Source organism: Pseudomonas sp. GW456-L13, from assembly GCF_017350115.1.
GTDB lineage: Bacteria > Pseudomonadota > Gammaproteobacteria > Pseudomonadales > Pseudomonadaceae > Aquipseudomonas > Aquipseudomonas jessenii.
In genome coordinates this window covers 1,442,774-1,457,432 of record NZ_JACNAS010000002.1, presented here as the reverse complement: position 1 = coordinate 1,457,432, position 14,659 = coordinate 1,442,774, and the positions used below count along the sequence as shown (strand labels likewise).

The 14,659-nt window shown below is 60.2% G+C and carries 17 protein-coding genes, 1 pseudogene and 1 riboswitch; of the genes and pseudogenes, 9 read left to right on the top strand and 9 right to left on the bottom strand.

The window, feature by feature from the left end; genetic code table 11:
- Position 1 precedes the first annotated feature (1 nt).
- From J4D25_RS20685 to J4D25_RS20675, 3 genes are all read left to right on the top strand, one after another.
- Positions 2-475 carry a WbuC family cupin fold metalloprotein gene (locus J4D25_RS20685; RefSeq protein ID WP_057713329.1) on the top strand — a complete coding sequence of 158 codons (474 nt, stop codon included), beginning with the start codon at positions 2-4 and terminating at the stop codon, positions 473-475.
- A 170-nt stretch (positions 476-645) separates the two neighbouring features.
- Positions 646-1,131 carry a hypothetical protein gene (locus J4D25_RS20680; protein ID WP_057713330.1) on the top strand — a complete coding sequence of 162 codons (486 nt, stop codon included), beginning with the start codon at positions 646-648 and terminating at the stop codon, positions 1,129-1,131.
- 63 nt (positions 1,132-1,194) lie between these two features.
- Entirely contained in the window at positions 1,195-1,482 is a 288-nt protein-coding gene (locus J4D25_RS20675; RefSeq protein ID WP_015096805.1) for a PA4642 family protein, read from the top strand.
- A gap of 67 nt (positions 1,483-1,549) precedes the next feature.
- On the opposite strand, the gene mqo is transcribed toward J4D25_RS20675, so the two are convergent.
- Positions 1,550-3,058 (bottom strand): malate dehydrogenase (quinone), encoded by a 1,509-nt coding sequence (mqo, locus tag J4D25_RS20670; RefSeq protein ID WP_057713331.1) that lies wholly within the window; start codon positions 3,056-3,058, stop codon positions 1,550-1,552.
- 739 nt (positions 3,059-3,797) lie between these two features.
- A complete protein-coding gene (locus tag J4D25_RS20665; protein WP_057713332.1) occupies positions 3,798-4,037 on the bottom strand; it encodes a hypothetical protein in 240 nt (79 codons plus the stop codon).
- A gap of 204 nt (positions 4,038-4,241) precedes the next feature.
- Here J4D25_RS20665 and J4D25_RS20660 point away from each other — a divergent pair, with 204 nt between their 5' ends.
- The gene (locus J4D25_RS20660) at positions 4,242-4,826 is read left to right on the top strand and encodes a YajG family lipoprotein (RefSeq protein ID WP_057713333.1); all 585 of its coding nucleotides are present in this window, start codon (positions 4,242-4,244) and stop codon (positions 4,824-4,826) included.
- 119 nt (positions 4,827-4,945) lie between these two features.
- Here the strand turns inward: J4D25_RS20660 and J4D25_RS20655 are convergent, their stop codons facing one another.
- Positions 4,946-5,152: a hypothetical protein gene (locus J4D25_RS20655; protein WP_033052291.1), complete on the bottom strand. Its 207-nt coding sequence runs from the start codon at positions 5,150-5,152 to the stop codon at positions 4,946-4,948.
- Between the two features lie 190 nt (positions 5,153-5,342).
- On the opposite strand from J4D25_RS20655, the gene J4D25_RS20650 reads away from it, so the two are divergent.
- Positions 5,343-5,621: a hypothetical protein gene (locus J4D25_RS20650; protein WP_057713334.1), complete on the top strand. Its 279-nt coding sequence runs from the start codon at positions 5,343-5,345 to the stop codon at positions 5,619-5,621.
- 173 nt (positions 5,622-5,794) lie between these two features.
- On the opposite strand, the gene J4D25_RS20645 is transcribed toward J4D25_RS20650, so the two are convergent.
- The gene (locus J4D25_RS20645) at positions 5,795-6,961 is read right to left on the bottom strand and encodes a 1-acyl-sn-glycerol-3-phosphate acyltransferase (protein ID WP_057713335.1); all 1,167 of its coding nucleotides are present in this window, start codon (positions 6,959-6,961) and stop codon (positions 5,795-5,797) included.
- Between the two features lie 139 nt (positions 6,962-7,100).
- On the opposite strand from J4D25_RS20645, the gene J4D25_RS20640 reads away from it, so the two are divergent.
- Genes J4D25_RS20640 through J4D25_RS20630 form a run of 3 tightly spaced genes read left to right on the top strand, consistent with a single transcriptional unit; the run spans position 7,101 to position 8,212 of the window.
- The gene (locus J4D25_RS20640) at positions 7,101-7,283 is read left to right on the top strand and encodes a CPXCG motif-containing cysteine-rich protein (RefSeq protein WP_053159662.1); all 183 of its coding nucleotides are present in this window, start codon (positions 7,101-7,103) and stop codon (positions 7,281-7,283) included.
- Between the two features lie 9 nt (positions 7,284-7,292).
- A complete protein-coding gene (locus tag J4D25_RS20635) occupies positions 7,293-7,553 on the top strand; it encodes a putative signal transducing protein (RefSeq protein WP_057713336.1) in 261 nt (86 codons plus the stop codon).
- Positions 7,554-7,588: 35 nt separating this feature from the next.
- Positions 7,589-8,212 carry an SOS response-associated peptidase gene (locus J4D25_RS20630; protein ID WP_046041890.1) on the top strand — a complete coding sequence of 208 codons (624 nt, stop codon included), beginning with the start codon at positions 7,589-7,591 and terminating at the stop codon, positions 8,210-8,212.
- Between the two features lie 111 nt (positions 8,213-8,323).
- On the opposite strand, the gene J4D25_RS27410 is transcribed toward J4D25_RS20630, so the two are convergent.
- On the bottom strand, positions 8,324-9,067 hold the full coding sequence (locus J4D25_RS27410; RefSeq protein ID WP_371918691.1) for a methyl-accepting chemotaxis protein: 744 nt from the start codon (positions 9,065-9,067) through the stop codon (positions 8,324-8,326).
- A 111-nt stretch (positions 9,068-9,178) separates the two neighbouring features.
- Positions 9,179-9,376 (bottom strand): annotated as a pseudogene (locus J4D25_RS27405) (HAMP domain-containing protein); the annotation flags it as partial.
- 1,361 nt (positions 9,377-10,737) lie between these two features.
- Here J4D25_RS27405 and J4D25_RS20620 point away from each other — a divergent pair.
- The gene (locus J4D25_RS20620) at positions 10,738-11,556 is read left to right on the top strand and encodes a M48 family metallopeptidase (protein WP_057713338.1); all 819 of its coding nucleotides are present in this window, start codon (positions 10,738-10,740) and stop codon (positions 11,554-11,556) included.
- Positions 11,557-11,726: 170 nt separating this feature from the next.
- On the opposite strand, the gene J4D25_RS20615 is transcribed toward J4D25_RS20620, so the two are convergent.
- The 3 genes from J4D25_RS20615 to J4D25_RS20605 form a co-directional block, all read right to left on the bottom strand.
- Positions 11,727-12,311 (bottom strand): TMEM165/GDT1 family protein, encoded by a 585-nt coding sequence (locus J4D25_RS20615; protein WP_057713339.1) that lies wholly within the window; start codon positions 12,309-12,311, stop codon positions 11,727-11,729.
- A 90-nt stretch (positions 12,312-12,401) separates the two neighbouring features.
- Positions 12,402-12,524, bottom strand: a riboswitch (yybP-ykoY riboswitch).
- Positions 12,525-12,575: 51 nt separating this feature from the next.
- A complete protein-coding gene (locus tag J4D25_RS20610; RefSeq protein WP_008045980.1) occupies positions 12,576-13,574 on the bottom strand; it encodes a class I SAM-dependent methyltransferase in 999 nt (332 codons plus the stop codon).
- Between the two features lie 33 nt (positions 13,575-13,607).
- Positions 13,608-14,573 carry a 2-hydroxyacid dehydrogenase gene (locus tag J4D25_RS20605; protein WP_057713340.1) on the bottom strand — a complete coding sequence of 322 codons (966 nt, stop codon included), beginning with the start codon at positions 14,571-14,573 and terminating at the stop codon, positions 13,608-13,610.
- Positions 14,574-14,659 lie beyond the last annotated feature (86 nt).

The window sequence follows — 14,659 nt, the reverse complement described above, 5'->3', positions numbered from 1 at the left end:
CATGGATACGCCTCGCTTTCTGGATCAGACCTTGTTCGCCGAACTGGCCGGGAAAGCCGCGGCCAATCCTCGTGGGCGCCAGCACCACAATTTCCATCAGATGGAAGACGCCTGTCATCGCATGGCGGTGGGGCTGCAGCCGTCCACGTATATCCCGCCTCATCGGCATTTGGGCGATAACAAGGCCGAAACCCTGTTGGTCCTCAAGGGGCGGCTGGGTGTGTTGATCTTTGACGAGGCCGGTGCGGTGTTGAGCAAGACCGTGCTGCAGGCCGGTGGGGACTGTGTTGGCGTGGACCTGCCAACCGGTGTGTTCCACGGTTTGGTGGTGCTGGAGGCCGACAGCCTGATGTTCGAATGCAAGGCCGGTCCTTACCGCCCGGTCGGCGAGGGTGAGCTGGCGCATTGGGCGCCGCGCGAAGGCGAGCCGGGTGTTGCCGAGTATCAGGCCTGGATGCGCGCGCAGTTCGACTGATCGGTACCCTGTGGGAGCGAGCTTGCTCGCGATGGCGATGTCACTGACACATTGATGCTGGATGTGCCGACGTCATCGCGAGCAAGCTCGCTCCCACAGTGGCTTCTGTGCATTTGAACCACGTCCGTTTGCTCATGCTAGAGTGTTCGGCCCCGATTCCGGAACCTGTCATGAGCCCTTTGATCCGCAGTTGCGCCGCCCTGTTGCTGACCCTCAGCCTGCCACTGGCCGCCGCGCCGGCGCTCATGCACAGCCAATTCCTGCCGCCGGACGATCTCACGCTGCGCGATGCCGATCCCGAGCAGCAGCAACTGATGCAGGTCACCGATTATTCGGTGGTGGTCGGCGCTCAGCGTCAATCCAATCAACAGCCGATTCCGGTCACTTCGCCGCTGATGATTCGGCTCAAGGGCAAATCCCTGAACAAGGGCGCCACCATCAGTCAGGTGCTGGTCAACTTCGATGGTGAAAGCAAAAGCCTGAAGAAGCCGGTCTACGACGATAAGAGCAAAACCCTGACCCTCTTTTACCCGCTCGCTCAATACCGGGTGGTGATCGACTTGTTGCGCAACGACACGGTGTATTGCCAGTTTCTCAGCTACGCCAATGGCCATGTCTGGGCTGATCTGCACACCGGCAGCACTCGTGCGCGTTGAGCCTTGAGCCCGCGCAGGGGTAAACTGCCCGCCCCGTGAAATGTCTGCGAGCTGGAGTCGGCAATGCGTAAAGATAAAAAACAAGTGATTGGTGACGAGATCGGTGATGAGCAGATCAAGTTGTTCCTCGATTTCGAACCGGTCGACGCGACTTCTCCGTCCCTGCACAAACTGGTCAAGGCCTACCGTGGCCTGCGCATCGACGATTTCGAGCGTTTCCTGACGTTCTTCGTCGAAGCGGGTTACGACGTGAATGGCAAGGATGAGCACGGCAATGACTTCGTCGCCCTGATCAAGGATCAGCGCAACGCGCCGGACTACATTGAGCTGATCGAAAAAGCTCGCGGCTGAGTAAATTTCAGCCATAAAAAAAACGCCCCGCTCTCAGTGAGAACGGGGCGTTTTTTATAAGGCCGAATCAAGCGTAGCTTTCGGTCTCGCTGCTGGCTTCAACCAGTTCCAGGGCAACGTTGTTCTGCGTGTTGATCTTGCGATACAGCGCAGCGTCGGTTTCCAGGACCTTTTCCCGGGCCGGGAAAATTTCGGCCAGTTTGGTGGCCCATTCGCCCTTGGCTTTGCCCGGGAAGCATTTTTCGATCAGCTCAAGCATGATCGAAACGGTCACCGAGGCACCTGGCGAAGCGCCGAGCAGTGCCGCCAGGGAACCGTCCTTGGCCGCGACCAGTTCGGTACCGAATTGCAGGACGCCGCCTTTCTTCGGGTCTTTCTTGATGATCTGCACCCGTTGACCGGCCACTTCCAGGCGCCAGTCTTCAGCTTTCGCCTCAGGGTAGAAGCGACGCAGGGACTCCAGGCGCTGCTCCATCGACTGCATCACTTCGCTGACCAGGTATTTGGTCAGGTCCATGTTGTTTTTTGCCACGGACAGCATCGGCCCGATGTTGCCGGCGCGAACCGACATCGGCAGGTCCATGAAGGAACCGTGCTTGAGGAACTTGGTGGTGAAGCCGGCGTACGGTCCGAACAGCAGGGATTTCTTGCCTTCAACGACGCGGGTGTCCAGGTGCGGCACGGACATTGGTGGCGAACCCACGGCAGCCTGGCTGTAGACCTTGGCCTGGTGGTGCTTGACCACTTCCGGGTTGTCGCAACGCAGCCATTGGCCGCTGATCGGGAAGCCGCCGAAGCCTTTGCTCTCTTCGATGCCCGAGGCCTGCAGCAGCGGCAATGCCGCACCGCCCGCGCCGAGGAAAACGAACTTGGCGTCGACTTCACGGGTGTTGCCGCTGTTGACGTCCTTGATGCTGACAGTCCAGCCGCCGTTGCTGCGCTTGAGGCCGGTCACGCGCTTGCAGTACTTGACCTGGGCATCGGGTGCGCTGGTCAGGTGCTTGAGCAACTGGTTGGTCAGGGCGCCGAAGTTGACGTCGGTGCCATTGATCACGCGGGTCGCGGCGAGGGTTTCGCCAGGATCGCGACCAGGCATCATCAGCGGCATCCACTCGGCCATTTTGGCCTTGTCTTCGGTGTACTCCATGTCGGCGAAGGCGTGGTGCTTGCTCAGCACCTTGAAGCGTTCCTTGAGGAAGGACACGCCGCTGTCGCCCTGCACGAAACTCAGGTGTGGCACCGGGCTGATAAACGATTTGCACGAGCCGAACGTGCCTTTTTTGGTCAGGTACGACCAGAATTGCTTCGACACCTCGAACTGGGTGTTGATGTGCACGGCTTTCTTGATGTCGACGGCGCCATCGGCGGCCTGCGGCGTGTAGTTGAGCTCACACAGCCCGGCGTGACCGGTACCGGCGTTGTTCCACGGGTTGGAACTCTCCGCGGCACCGGAATCCATCAGCTCGACGACTTCCAGCTTGATCGCGGGGTCGAGCTCTTTGAGCAGTACTGCAAGGGTGGCACTCATGATGCCGGCCCCAACCAGTACTACGTCGACTGCTTCGTTATGCGCCATTTAACGCGTCTCCAAAATCTGCAGCACCAAATTGTCGGCATGGCTGCCAGGAGTGACGGGGCGTGTCAGTGTTGCCCCAGGTACCCATGGCAGGATCGCCATGTCCGAATCTTCGCAATTTATCGCAACTTCGACGGACGCTACCTGCCAGGCCTAATGAGCCATATGAACTCATTTCAGCGCGCGGGAGGCAATTCGACTTATGGTCGATACATCCGTTTGTGCAACCAAATCCGTAGCGGACAGGCTTCAGGCTCCGGTGTTCGAGAAATACTCGGTCCTGTGTCGTTGGGCTGTTGTAGACGCTAATGGTGCATGTTCAGACGCAAAACTATTCATTTGCTCGCCACACTCTTGTGAAGTTGTGAAAACCCGTTTTTTTCACGCTCTTTTGAAGACGTGAACCTCAAAAAGGGCTGTCCCAGCCTGGCACCGTGCCCGGATGGATTGCCGCCATGGGATACAGGGCAGGCAAAACGGGCAAACAGCTCAGTGACCGAGCGTAATGACAGCTCTGCAGATTCGCGAAAAGTGGAGGTTTTGCTCAACAAAACAGCAAGCGCGCCAGCTTCACTCGATCTGTGTGGGCGGCTCTCTGTGGGCGGTGCGGGGGTGTCAATACAAGCGCATTGACGATGCTGCGAGGCCCGATCAGGAGACGTCCTTATAATCGGGGGGAGATTGTATCTAAGAAACGCAGGGAAATGGTCGTGTTTAATGACTTTTATTAGGTGTTTGGTCAGGTCGTCATCATTTGCTGTGCACGCGAGCGTGGCCGGTGCTGCTGCGAAACAACGCGGGCACCGGCAGGCAGCGGCTGATTCAGCCAGTTCAGGCGGATCTCTTCGATTTCAACCCAGCCATCGCCCATGGGCTGGAGGCTGCACTGTTTGAAGGCCTGGCAACGGCCGTTGCGGTCGAGCAGGGCGAAGCAGCGATGCAGTGGGCGTGGCGCGAACAGAGAGATCAGATGGCGCATGGCGATATACCGTTTGGGTGTCTGCCGAGAAGATTGCCTGCAGGCCATTACGTGCAAGTGTATGGGGGGTGACATCTGCATGACAGGAACCGCGTTGCCAAGGGCTTGTCAGAGATTTCATCAAACACTGTGAGGTGCTGGTTACCCGCAGTGGCGCACCGCTATACTGCCGGCCTGTTTGTGCCTGATTCTGGAGAGAAGAGCATGTTGCAACGCCTGTTGTTCGGTTTGATCACTGTGACCAGTTTGACCCTGGTTGGCTGCGCCCACAGCCCGCAACAACTGAGCCCGGAACCCAAGCTGACGGCTCAACTGGCGCCCGTCGGCCACGGTCAGCCTGTTGTGGTGCGTGTGGTGGACGGACGTCCGTCGCCAACCCTCGGCACCCGTGGTGGCCTGTACCCGGAGACCAGCGCGATTACCGTACAAGGCGCGCAGATCCTGCCGAAACTGCAGGCTCAGGCCGAAGCTGCCGTGCGCCTGTTGGGTTTCACCCCGACCGCCAATGCGGCGAACGCACCGCAAATCACCGTGACCCTGGCCGAGCTGAAGTATCAGTCGCCTAAAGAAGGCATGTACGTGACCGAAGCGACCATCGGCGCGACTTTCCGCTCGGATGTGCAGAACGCCAACCGTCGCTACAGCGGCCGTTATGGTGCTTCCCTGGACCAGCGCTTCGGTATGGCGCCGAACCAGGAAACCAACACCAAGCTGGTCAGCGATGTGCTCAGTGATGCGTTGACCCGCCTGTTCAAGGACCCGACTGTGGGGCAGGTTCTCGGCGAGTAATGCGAGCCCTCTGTAGGGGCGAGCCTGCTCGCGATGGTCGTTAACGATTACGCGGGGAATCTGATACCCCGCGGCGTCCTCAAGTCCATCGCGAGCAGGCTCGCTCCTACAGATCGGTATCAGGCAGCTTGCGAGTAAAAATCCAGCACGCTCACGCCCGTCAGTAAATCCGCCTCCGGCAAATCCGCATGCTGGTGGCCGCCGAGTGCGCAATACACCAGCCAGTGGCGGTCCTGAACGTTGAAGGCGAGGCTGCCGACGAGGGCTTGTTGTTCTTCGCTGGGGGTGATGAGGTAAAGACGATCCTGGTTTTCGGCGTGGAGCATGACGTGATCCGTGTCGGTTTCGAGGCGCGCATGTTCGCCGATACAGATGACGAAGCCGTGACTCAGGACAGCTATTGATCAAACGCTTCGTTATTTGTCGGAAACATAGGGCAGGCGCGCAGGCTTTCGGTAGAATCCGCGCCGCGGTCGCCGGTCCGGCACCTGCCACCTGTGTTACTTGAGGTTTGTGATGTCGCTGCACTTGATGACGCTGTTTACCGCCCATCCCGCCAAATTGATCAATCTGCTGGCCTTGTTCTTTGCCTTCCCCGGCGGCTGGTTGCTGCACGCCACCCGTCGTCGCGAACTGCGCGCGATGGCCAGTCTGCAGGCGCAGCGCCAGAGCAGCCCCAGCGTAGAGCCCACGCTGGACTGGGCGACCTTGCGCAAGAACCGGTTTTTCTACATCTTCGGCTTTGCCTGCATGGGAATGGCACTGCTGGTGTCGTGGATCAGTACGCAGGTCTGAGGCTGAAGTAAACCCTGTGGCGAGGGGGCTTGCCCCCGTTCGGCGGCGAAGCCGTCGTCACCTCGACAGGGACGCTGTGTCAGAGGGAAAACCTTCTTGGGTTTTAGGGCCGCTTCGCAGCCCAACGGGGGCAAGCCCCCTCGCCACAAAAAGCGCCGTCAGGCCGATACCGCTTACAGCGGCAACCCTGCCTTCACCCGGTACTGATTGCGCACCGGTGTCGCATATTGCAGCACCAGGAATGGACGATGCTCTTCAGGGCAGGCGTCCAGGCGGCGTTGCCATTCTTCCTGGGCCTTGGCCAGTTCCTCGGCCGGGAACACTTCGGCGGCTTTCGGCACCTGCAACTGCGGATCGGTGTCCTTCCACTGCGCGTAAGCCAGGTAGTGCACGGGGAACAAGCGGTATCCGCTGAGGATTTGCCGGTCCATCTCGACCGCCAATTGCTTGGTGTCTTCGAACAGTTCAGTGATCGGTGCGGCAAAGTTCACATGCACCCGGCCCTTGTAGCCGGTGATGCCCTTGGCGATGCTCACGTCATCCTCGCCCGGCACCTTGGTGTAGCTGCCGGTGGTGGCGCGGATGTAAAGCTCGCGGGCCTTGGCCTGATCGCACGGGTCGTACTCGTAGCTGATCGACACCGGGGTCAGGTTCAGCGACTGAATGACTTCGCCGAACGGCTCGTCCTTGCGGCTCATGTGGAACATCTTGAGGATTGCCGATTCAGTACGGTCGTCACCGTCCTTGGCTCGTCCTTCGGCCTGGGCGATCCAGATCGAGGCGCAATCGTTGCGGATCGAATGATTGATGTACGCCGACAACAGCTGATAAGCCGCCATTTTTTCCCGACGTCCGCTGATCGAGCGGTGCACGATGAAGCTCTTGTTCAGGCGCATCAGGTCGCTGACGAAAGGCTTTTGCAGCAGGTTATCGCCAATGGCGATGCGTGGCGTCGGCAGGCCTGCGTGGTACACGGCATAGTTGACGAAGGCCGGGTCCATCACGATGTCGCGGTGGTTGGCGATGAACAGATAGGCGCTGCCGGACTTGAATTGCTCCACCCCGGTATAGGTGACACCGTCGGTGGCACGCTCAATGGTGTGGTCGACGTAAACCTCGACTTTGTCCTGCAGCGTGGCCACTGAGGTAATGCCGGCAAACTCACGGCGCAGCCGATGGGCTATAAGAGGTTTGAGTGCCCAGCCTAAAGCGCCGGCGAAACGCGGGAAGCGGAAGTGGGTGAGGATATCTAGAAACGCCTTGTCGCCGAGCAGCCGGTCCAGCACCGCTGGGACTTCGCTGTCGTCGTAAGGTCGGATGGCATCGAATTCGCCCATCATGCTCTCTTGTTAGAAACGGCTAGGGTAAGTAAAGGTTTTGATCGAAAACCGGCGGGGTACGGTCTGAAAAAGTAGTCAGACAAAAATAGCCCTGCAAATAGACCGGCGATTATACGCACAAGTCACTTGGGAGACCGCGATGCTGGAAACTGCGCAATATGAATGTCCGTATTGTGGTGAGGAAGTCGAGACGACGCTGGATTTGTCCGGTGGCGATCAGACCTATATTGAAGACTGCCAGGTGTGCTGTCGGCCGATAACCTTCGTGTTGCAGGTTCATGAAGAGGAATGGCATCTCGAAGTGTTCAGCGAAAACGAGTGAGGAGCGTGTATGCAGCGCATCTACGACCCGGAAAACCTGATGGAAGGCGAGTTGCTGCAAGGCATGCTCGCCAGCGAGGGCATCGAGGCGCATCTGGTGGGACGCGATCTGGTGGGAGCCACCGGTGAGTTGCCGATTTTCGGTTTGCTGGGTTTGGCAGTGGATAACGACCAGGCCGAATACGCCCGCGAGCTGATCACCGCGTACAATGCCGCGCTGCCGCTGTCTGGCGATGAACCGGACAGCTTCCCCGGCACGCTGGTCTGTTAGGCTGGCGTTCGTTTGATCAAGAGTCGTGCTGCCCCATGTGTGGACGTTATGCCCTGTTTCGCTGGAACCCCGCCTTCGCGGCGCTGCCCGGTTTTCCCGCCGACCAGCAGGCGCAGTGGAACATTTCCCCCAATGATTCGGTGTTGATGCTACGGGCCGAGCCAGACGGTCAGCGCACGCTGGCCCGCGCCCGCTGGGGCCTGACGCCACCCTGGCTGACCGATCTGTCCCGCACCCCGGCCCACGCCCGCGCCGAAACCGTTGCCGAACAGCCAATGTTTCGCCAGGCCTTGCGTGAGCGCCGCTGCCTGTTGCCGGCCAATGGTTTCTACGAATGGCGCGGCACGACGCGCAAGCGCCCGTATTGGCTGACACCAGGGGAGGGCTCGTCATTATTTTTTGCGGCGATCTGGGAGGCGTATCCGGTACAGGAGCAGGTGTGGCTGAGTACCGCGGTGATTACCCAGCCGGCAGCGAGCCAGCGGCGGCCGTTGATTCTTGATGAGGCGGGGCAGGCCGCGTGGCTGGATCCCGAGACGCCGCTGCATGCTTTGCAAGCATTGCTGGCCAGTGAACCTGCGGCATTGCGCGAACGGGTCCTGGCCAACATGGTGAATGATCCGAAGCTCAATGGACCGGAGTGCCTTACTCCGGGTTGAGCTATTGGGTGGCTGAACCGGCCCCATCGCGAGCAAGCTCGCTCCCACAGGGAATTTGTGGCGCCACAGATCCAATGTGGGAGCGAGCTTGCTCGCGATGGGGGCTTCGGATCAGACCCGGAACTGATTGATCAACCGCCGCTGCTGCTCAGCCAGTTTGGTCAAGTCCGCACTGGCCGCGCTCGACTCATCCGCACCACCGGCCACTTCATTGGCCACCTGGCCGATGTTGATCACGTTGCGGTTGATGTCGTCCGCCACCGCACTTTGCTCCTCGGCCGCGCTGGCAATCTGGGTGTTCATGTCGTTGATCACCGACACGGCCTGAGTAATGGTTTCCAGTGCTTCGGCAGCCTTCGATGCGTGCAGTACGCTTTCGTCCGTGCGGTTCTGGCTGTCCTCCATGACTCGCACCACATCACGCGTGCCTTGCTGCAGTTGCTGGATCATGGTCTGGATTTCTTCGGTGGCCTTTTGCGTCTTCTGCGCCAGGTTACGCACCTCGTCGGCCACCACGGCAAAACCTCGGCCCTGTTCACCGGCACGGGCGGCTTCGATGGCTGCGTTCAGGGCCAGCAGGTTGGTCTGCTCGGCGATCCCGCGAATGGCGGTGAGGATGGCGTTGATGTTTTCGCTGTCCTTGGCCAGGGTTTGCACCACGCCGACGGCCCGGCCGATCTCCACGGCGAGGGCACCAATGGAGTTCGAGGTGTCGCGCACGATCTGCATGCCCTGGCTGGCGGCCTGATCGGCATGGCTGGCGGCCTGTGCGGCCTGGGTCGCATTGCGCGCGACGTCCTGGGCGGTGGCGGTCATTTCCTGTACGGCGGTGGCCACTTGATCAATCTCGGCCATTTGCTTGTGCACACCGGTGTTGGTGCGGATGGCGATGTCGGCGGTGTGTTCCGACGAATCGCTGACGCTCTGCACCGAAGTCACCACTTGGGTGATCATCGCCTGCAACTTGGCCAGGAAAGTGTTGAAGCCTTTGGCGATCGAGCCCAGTTCATCGGCGCGATCGCTGGTCAGGCGTCGGGTCAGGTCGCCTTCGCCCTGGGCGATATCGTCGAGCATGGCCACCATCTGCTTGAGCGGGCGGGCGATGCCGTGGCCCACCAGCCAGATCACCAGCAAGCCGATACCGGCAATCACCAGGCCAACCATCGCCATGCCGAAGGTGTCGGATTTGCGCTGCGCGTCCAGGTCGGCCTGGAGCTTTTGCAGGTCGGCCATGACCGCATTCAGCGGCAACTGCAGCATCAGGGTCCAGCGGGCGTCGGTCTGGCCGATGCCGAACGGCAGGTACAACTCGATCCGGCCCTGGGCCTTGTCGACGGTATAGGTGACTTCGCCGCGCTTGAGATTGGCCATGTTGGCGATCTGTTTGCTGTCGAGGATGTCGCTGACCTTCTCGCCGAATTTGCTCGGATCCTTGGTGTAGGCAACGATCCGGCCATTGCCGCCGATCAGGGCCATTTCCCCGGCGCCGCTGTAAAGCTTCTGGTTGGCGCCCAGGAGCATTTCCTGGATGAAGTTCACCGACAGGTCGGCGCCGACGATGCCCTGGAAGGCACCGTTGAGCATGATTGGCTCAATAAAGGAGGCGAGCATGACGATTTTGTCGCCCACCTTATAAGGCGCCGGGTCGATCACGCAGGATTTTTTGGTTTCTTTCGAGCACAGGTAGTACTCGCTGGCGCGCACGCCAGTGGACAGGGTTTTCTGGTCGTCGACGTCCACCAGTTTGTCCAGACCCAGGGTGCCGTCGTCGTTGCGGAACCACCAGGGCAGGAAGCGCCCGTTGCTGGCGTCGATGCCGACCACCTGGGTGCCGACGTAGGCCGCATCGTTGTGATCCAGCGCGTCTTTTTCCCAGCCGATGTAGGTGCCGAGGATTTTCGGGTTCTTGACCACGTTTTCCTTGATCAGGCCGATCAGTTGCTCGCGGCTAAGGCTCAGTGAAGGCTGGCCATCGGTACCCGGTGTGCCGATCAGGGCGTTGACCCGCACCAGTCCGCCGGCAATCAGCAGCGGTGCTTCGAGTTCGCGCTGGATCTGGCTGACCTGGGTTTGCGCCAGGGACGTCAGGCGTTGTTCGATGACTTGCTCGAATTGGGCCTGGGTCCGCTCCTGGACCATGTCTTGCGTCCGGGCGCCGGAGAACAGTGCGTACACAACCAGCGCTGCCACGACACTAAGGACAATGGCGCCGGCAAGGGCCGCCACGGAAAACTGGATCGACTTGAATTTCATGGGGGCTCCGCACGCGAAAGGACGTCTGCCCAGGTGTATCGGCAGGGTGACGGGCGGGCATGAGCGTGGGCAGTTGAAAGGACCGTTTTTGCGTGCCGGATGTCGTAATTGAATCAATGAGCGGCGTGATGGGCAGCGGGTTGTCGTCGTATGTGAATTTTTTTCTACGGCGATGAGAGCTTTGTCCGAATTGTGCGTCTTACGTCCACTGTATCTGGCGTCGATACATTTCCACGCCTAGGATACTCGGCATGTTTTCAGGGAGTTTTTTGATGAACAAGATTTTGGGTGTCAGTGCACTGAGCGCAGCGCTGCTGCTCACCGGCTGCCAGTCGGTCAATACCACCAAAGGCGGCGCTGTAGGCATTGAGCGCAAGCAGTACATGTTCAGCATGTTGTCCTCGCAACAGGTCGACCAGATGTACGCCCAGTCCTATCAGAAAACAGTGGGCGAGGCGTCCAGCAAGGGTGTGCTGGACAAGACCAGCAATGAAGCCCAGCGGGTTCAGGCGATTGCCGACCGGCTGATTGCCCAGGCGCCGAACTTCCGTCCGGACGCGGCCCAGTGGAAGTGGGAAGTCAACCTGATCAAGAGCGATGAGCTCAACGCCAACTGCGGCCCTGGCGGCAAGATCATTTTCTACACCGGGTTGATCGACAAACTGCAACTGACCGACGATGAAATCGCCGCGATCATGGGCCATGAAATCGCCCACGCCCTGCGTGAGCACGGTCGTGAAGCGATGTCCAAGGCTTACGGCATCGAAATGGCGAAGCAGGGCGCGGGTACCTTGCTTGGGTTGGGGCAGGACAGTCTGGCCCTGGCCGATACCGTGGCCAACTACGGCATGACCTTGCCCAACAGCCGTGCCAATGAAAACGAAGCGGACCTGATCGGCCTGGAACTGGCCGCCCGCGCCGGTTACAACCCGAATGCCGCGATCACCCTGTGGAACAAGATGAGCAAGGCCTCGGAAGGTTCACCACCGGAGTTCATGAGCACTCACCCGGCGTCGTCGAGTCGTATTGCGGCGTTGCAGGCGGCGATTCCGAAGGTCATGCCTTTGTATGAGCAGGCCAAGAAGTCTTGACTATCAGATGCTGAAAATGTGGCGAGGGGGCTCGCCCCCGTTGGGCTGCGAAGCGGCCCCATTACCTGCAGCCACAATTCAACAGTTACACCGCGGTTGCAGGATTTACGACTGCTGCGCAGCCGAACGGGGGCAAGCCCCCTCGCCACAGATTGATCTCAGTACCCGGGTCAAACCCACCCGCTGCTCTGTATCGCCTTGTACACCGCGACAATCGCCAGGATGAAGAACGCCGACGCCGCCAGTCGACGGATCAGGGTCAACGGCAATTTGTCCGCGGCAAAGTTACCGGCCAATACCACGGGCACGTTGGCAATCAGCATGCCGAGGGTGGTGCCGATGATCACCAGCCACAGCTCCGGATACTGCGCAGCCAGCATCACGGTCGCGATCTGCGTCTTGTCGCCGATTTCCGCCAGGAAGAACGCGATCAGCGTGGTCAGGAACGGCCCGAACTTGCGGGCGGTGCTGGCTTCGTCGTCATCCATCTTGTCCGGGACCAGGGTCCACAGCGCCGTGGCGGCGAAGCTCGCGGCGAGGATCCAGTGCAACATCGTATCCGAGAAGAAACTGCCGACCCAGGCGCCCACTGCACCGGCGGCCGCATGGTTGGCCAGGGTCGCGGCGACGATACCGGCGATGATCGGCCAGGGCTTGCGGAAACGGGCAGCGAGAATGAGCGCGAGCAGTTGCGTCTTGTCGCCGATTTCGGCCAAGGCAACGATTGCGGTAGGTACGAGTAGTGAATCCAGCATCAGGGGTTTTCCTAAGGGGCGGGTCGACACGGCTATGACACGTACAGCCTCCCCGCCCCGGGTAAGGTGTTCGTGTCATAGGTCTTGTCAAACCCTGCGATCCATCTGATGTGGATGCTTGGGTCGCATGCGCCATGGTCTGAGGACCAAGTATGTTGACGCATGCCGGACGAGCGTGGCGCTCGTGGGAGACTACTCCCCTAGGACGGAGCGGATTCTGCCTTTGCAAAGCCCATTCGGCAAGCCTTCTTTTTCAAAGCAGTTCTATCCGCGCTTGGCTCGGTAGATCCGGAAGCCCTGTCCTTCGGCCTTGATCGCGCACACACCAAGATGCTCTTCGATCAACGGTTGATACTTCAGGAAGCTGTTCGCTACCAGACGAAGTTCGCCACCGTTTTTCAGATGTTTGGCCGCTTTTCGCAGCAAGTTCTCCGTTGCGAAATAGTCGGTGTGCACGCCGACATGGAACGGCGGATTGCTCAGGATCGCACTCAAACCCATCGGGGCGGCATCGATGCCGTCACCGGTAATCACCTCGGCTTCCAGACCATTGGCCGCCAGGGTCAGGCGACTGCTGGCAGCGGCAAAGGCATCCACATCCAGCAACGTGACCTGGTTATGCGGGTAACGACGTTTCACTGCCGCGCCCAAGACCCCTGCGCCGCAACCGAAATCGAGCAAGTGACCGCTGGGCAGTTTGTCCAGATGTTCCAGCAGCAGCGCGCTGCCGCGATCCAGGCGACCATGGCTGAACACCCCCGGCAGGCTGATGACCTTCAACGGGCCTTCGGCCAGCGGCAGTTCATAGGTCTGCGCCAGGCTTTCCAGCGGTTTGGCTTCAGGCGCGTTGGCCACGGTGACCAGCCAGAGCTGGCAGTGGCGCGCGCTGTCGAGTTTGCGTGGCTTGCCGAACGGGTTGAGTTGTTTGGCGGCACCTTCGATGCCGCTTTTTTTCTCGCCGACCAGGTACAGCTCACGGCCAGCCAGCCGCGAGGCGAGGGCGTTGAGAATGTAGTCGGTCAGGTCCTTGGCCTTGGGCAGAAACACCACCGCTGTATCGAACTCGCGCTCAGGAGCATTCACACCAAAATGGCTGCGCTCGGCGAAGCGGGCGTCCAGCGCGGCCTGATCGCCGGCGTGCCAGCACCAGCCATGAGCTTCGGGCAGACGGCCCAGCAAATCGTCGGCGGGCAAGCCGGCCAACAACACCGAGCCCTGGAATAACTCGGCCTGACGAAGCAGTACTTCACTGCGCGGATCCATAACTGCTCCTGTGAAAAAAAGTGCCGCAGTTTATCAACTGACGACCCGCAGCGCCTTACCGCTGAAGTATCCCAGTGCGTTTTCGGTCACCTGGCCAACGATTCGCTGGCGCGCTTCGCGGCTGCCCCAGGCGTTGTGCGGGGTGACGATCAGGCGCGGGATGTCATGGGCCAGCAGCGGATTGCCGTTGACGGGAGGCTCGACGCTCAGCACGTCAGTGGCGGCGCCGCCCAGATGCCCGTTGCGCAAGGCGTTGGCCAGCGCCTGTTCGTCGATCAGGCCACCGCGGGCGGTGTTGACCACGAACGCGCCGGGTTTCATCGCGGCCAGTTCGCGGGCGCCGATGAAGTGGCGGGTGTGTTCGTTGAGCGGGCAGTGCAGGGTCAGGGCATCGACTTGCGGTAGCAGTTCATCTAGTGGCAGGCGGTCCGGCCGTGCAGGGCGCCCTGGAATTTGCCCCAGCACAACGCGCATACCGAAGGCTTCAGCCAGCCGTGCGACCGCGCCGCCCAATTCGCCATGGCCCAAAAGACCAAGGGTTTTGCCTTCGAGTTCGACAATCGGGTAATCCAGCAAACAGAATTGTTTGGCTTGCTGCCAGCGGCCTTCGCCGACGGCTTTTTGATAATCGGCCAGGCGCGTGGCCAGGTTGAGCAGCAGCATGATCGTGTGCTGCGCCACCGACGGTGTGCCGTAGCCCTGGCAGTTGCACACGGTAATCCCGTGGGCGCGGGCGGCGGCGAGGTCGACATTGTTGGTGCCGGTGGCGGTGATCAGGATCAGCTTGAGATCAGGGCTGGCGGCCATGGCGGCGGCATCGATCAGGATCTTGTTGCTGATTGCGACGGTCGCACCCTTGAGGTGTTCGATGACTTGATCGGGCAAGGTCTGGGCGAACAGTTGCAAATCGCCGAAACAACTGCGCAGCGGGTCGAGGTCAAGGTCGCCGAGGTCCAGGGACGGGTGGTCGAGGAATACGGCGCGGCGAGTGTTCGTCATCAACTGTACCTTTTGTGCAATGAACTGAAGGCGTAATCTGCCGAGCCTACCAGATGAAATAAATAGTTACGCTTGGCCTGAAGGAG

Coding starts and splice junctions, on each gene's coding strand:
- J4D25_RS20680 (WP_057713330.1), top strand. CDS start 646: ATGAGCCCTTTGATCCGCAGTTGCGCCGCCCTGTTGCTGACCCTCAGC.
- mqo (WP_057713331.1), bottom strand. CDS start 3,058: ATGGCGCATAACGAAGCAGTCGACGTAGTACTGGTTGGGGCCGGCATC.
- J4D25_RS20685 (WP_057713329.1), top strand. CDS start 2: ATGGATACGCCTCGCTTTCTGGATCAGACCTTGTTCGCCGAACTGGCC.
- J4D25_RS20635 (WP_057713336.1), top strand. CDS start 7,293: ATGCAGCGCATCTACGACCCGGAAAACCTGATGGAAGGCGAGTTGCTG.
- J4D25_RS20665 (WP_057713332.1), bottom strand. CDS start 4,037: ATGCGCCATCTGATCTCTCTGTTCGCGCCACGCCCACTGCATCGCTGC.
- J4D25_RS20650 (WP_057713334.1), top strand. CDS start 5,343: ATGTCGCTGCACTTGATGACGCTGTTTACCGCCCATCCCGCCAAATTG.
- J4D25_RS20630 (WP_046041890.1), top strand. CDS start 7,589: ATGTGTGGACGTTATGCCCTGTTTCGCTGGAACCCCGCCTTCGCGGCG.
- J4D25_RS20645 (WP_057713335.1), bottom strand. CDS start 6,961: ATGATGGGCGAATTCGATGCCATCCGACCTTACGACGACAGCGAAGTC.
- J4D25_RS20640 (WP_053159662.1), top strand. CDS start 7,101: ATGCTGGAAACTGCGCAATATGAATGTCCGTATTGTGGTGAGGAAGTC.
- J4D25_RS20655 (WP_033052291.1), bottom strand. CDS start 5,152: ATGCTCCACGCCGAAAACCAGGATCGTCTTTACCTCATCACCCCCAGC.
- J4D25_RS20605 (WP_057713340.1), bottom strand. CDS start 14,573: ATGACGAACACTCGCCGCGCCGTATTCCTCGACCACCCGTCCCTGGAC.
- J4D25_RS20675 (WP_015096805.1), top strand. CDS start 1,195: ATGCGTAAAGATAAAAAACAAGTGATTGGTGACGAGATCGGTGATGAG.
- J4D25_RS20660 (WP_057713333.1), top strand. CDS start 4,242: ATGTTGCAACGCCTGTTGTTCGGTTTGATCACTGTGACCAGTTTGACC.
- J4D25_RS20610 (WP_008045980.1), bottom strand. CDS start 13,574: ATGGATCCGCGCAGTGAAGTACTGCTTCGTCAGGCCGAGTTATTCCAG.
- J4D25_RS20620 (WP_057713338.1), top strand. CDS start 10,738: ATGAACAAGATTTTGGGTGTCAGTGCACTGAGCGCAGCGCTGCTGCTC.
- J4D25_RS27410 (WP_371918691.1), bottom strand. CDS start 9,067: ATGGCCGAGATTGATCAAGTGGCCACCGCCGTACAGGAAATGACCGCC.
- J4D25_RS20615 (WP_057713339.1), bottom strand. CDS start 12,311: ATGCTGGATTCACTACTCGTACCTACCGCAATCGTTGCCTTGGCCGAA.